This is a genomic window from Halorubrum sp. AJ67 (assembly GCF_000513435.1).
Genome location: NZ_CBVY010000009.1, coordinates 64,695 through 66,813 on the forward strand (window position 1 = coordinate 64,695; position 2,119 = coordinate 66,813).

Annotated in this window: 1 protein-coding gene and 2 pseudogenes; 2 read left to right on the forward strand and 1 reads right to left on the reverse strand. The window is 69.3% G+C overall.

Translation table 11 applies throughout. The features are described from left to right. Nucleotides 1-368 (forward strand): annotated as a pseudogene (locus BN903_RS09230) (TIGR04182 family glycosyltransferase); the annotation flags it as partial. Nucleotides 369-477: 109 nt separating this feature from the next. After that, complete coding sequence (locus tag BN903_RS09235) at nt 478-1,560, forward strand: hypothetical protein (protein WP_048077456.1); 1,083 nt, start codon at nt 478-480, stop codon at nt 1,558-1,560. An 89-nt stretch (nt 1,561-1,649) separates the two neighbouring features. On the opposite strand, the pseudogene BN903_RS18600 reads toward BN903_RS09235, so the two are convergent. Continuing rightward, nucleotides 1,650-2,039 (reverse strand): annotated as a pseudogene (locus BN903_RS18600) (ABC transporter permease subunit); the annotation flags it as partial. Nucleotides 2,040-2,119: the final 80 nt, after the last annotated feature.

Here is a 2,119-nt window from a genome sequence, read left to right on the forward strand (position 1 = left end):
AGGCGAAGACGAACAACCCGCTGTTCTACTTCGGCAGCGCCGGCGTGGCGTCGACGGCGTCGGGGGCGGCGATGGCGGCGTTCGTGCTGTATCGGTACCTCGCGTTCGGCGTCAGCCACGAGGTGATCGCCGTCGGCGCGGTCGGCGCGATCATCCTCGGGATCCAGCTGCTCGTGTTCGGCGTCCTCGCCGACATGATCCACTCGCTTCACGTGGAGCAGATCGAGCGGTACGAACGCTCGATCGACGATCGAGCGGCCGGGCGTCCGTCCGGGACCGATGGACTGGAGGCCACCGAGGACCGCGACTCCGATGCTCGCGGCGCGGAGTCCACGCGACGCGAGGAGCCGGGCGACGCCCGCGACTGACCGAGAATGAGTCCCGTCGGCGGGCGGTCTGCGGGGGCCTGCGGGCGGTCTACGGGTGGTGTGATCCGAGATACCATCTGCTTTTGTCGCTCCGGGGGTATCCCTAGGTATGAGCTCCCGTGGCACGTCGTTGCGAGACAGGATCCGCGAACCGGAGTACACCGGGGAGAACCGCTGCGTCCCGTGTACCGTGCTGAACGTGGTCCTCGCCGCGGCGCTGACCGCGGCGGCCGCAGTGTTCGGGCCGGTGGTCGCGGCGGCCGTGCTGGTCGCGTCGCTAGGGAGCATCTACTACCGAGGCTACCTGGTCCCCGGAACGCCGGAACTCACGAAGCGGTACCTCCCCGACCGCGTGCTCCGCCTGTTCGGAAAGGCCCCCGAAGGCCCCCGAGACGGGTGGGAGAGGGCGTCGACGGGAGGGTCCGACGAGGTGACGGTGACCACGTTCGAGGCGGACCGGACCGCCGAGGGGACGAGCGAGGTCGCCGAGCGGTCCGCCGCCGAAGTTTCCGACGGGTCCGCGGACGACAACTCCGATCAGTCCGCGGACGAGTCCGAGGACCGGTCCACGGACGAGACCGACCACGACTCCCCCGCGGGCGACGAACCCGAGTTCGAGACGGTGGAACGGATTCAAGACCAGCGCGAGAACGCCGTGGATCCGACCGAATTCCTCCTCGACATCGGCGTCGTCAAGCCGACCGACGACGGCGCGGACCTCGTCTTCGAAGAGAGCTTCGCCGAGGCGGTCGAGTCGCGCGTCTCGTCGCTCGAACGGGAGGACGTGCGGGCGGAGACGCTCGCGGAGATGTTCGGCGTGAGTCCGGACGACGTCGCCTTCGAGGACAGGGAGTACCCCGCGGTGACCGTCCTGCGGCGCGTTCGGAAGTGGCCGGGCGACGGCGCGTACCTCGCGGACGTGGCGTCGCATCTCGCCCTCGTCGAGCGCACCGATCGGTGGCTCGACGTGCCGGCCGAACAGCGGCTCTCTATCCTCCAGTCGCTCCGGTCGTTCCTGTCCTCGTGTCCGGTCTGCGGCGGCGAGGTCGCCGCGACCGCGGACACCGTCGAGTCCTGCTGTATGGCCCACGAGGTGGTCGCGATCCGGTGTGAGAGCTGCGGCGAACACATCCTCGAACTCGAACCGGAGAAGATCGCGACGCCCGGCGAGGACACGGGCATCACGCCGTAGGCCGGTCCGAGCGAGTCCTCAGCCCATCTCGACCCGCGGTCGAGGTAGCCGTACGCCATGTCCTGGACGACGTTCCCGAACACGCCGACGCCGATGACGACGACGGTCCCGCCGAGCAGCACCGGGAGGTCGCGGTCGGCGACCGCCCGCAACAACAGGAGTCCGAAGCCCTCGATGCCGAACAGGGCCTCGATCACGAACGTCGAGAGGACGAGCAGTCCCAGCGCCTCGGTGAAAAGCATCGAGAAGAACGGGATCGCGGCGTTCCGAAGGACGTGGGCGGCGACGCGGTACCCCGACGCGCCCTTGGCCCTGACGAGCGAGACGAACTCCGCCGTGGCGTACTCCCGCGAGTGAGCGCGGGAGTAGCTGACGTAGCCGCCGAGCAGCGCGGCGAACGTCAGTCCGATCGGGAGCAGATGTTCGAAGACGAACGGCGGCGGGTCCAGTCGGCCGTCGACAGTGAACGAAAAGAGCATTCCCCCGACCCAGAAGCCCGGGAGAGCGAAGAGGACGTACGCCGCCGCGACGCCGCCGGATCCGACGCGGCTCTCGGGCC

What these genes read in the sequence shown, in the direction of transcription:
- BN903_RS09235 (WP_048077456.1), top strand. Translation starts at nt 478, where the DNA reads ATGAGCTCCCGTGGCACGTCGTTGCGAGACAGGATCCGCGAACCGGAG.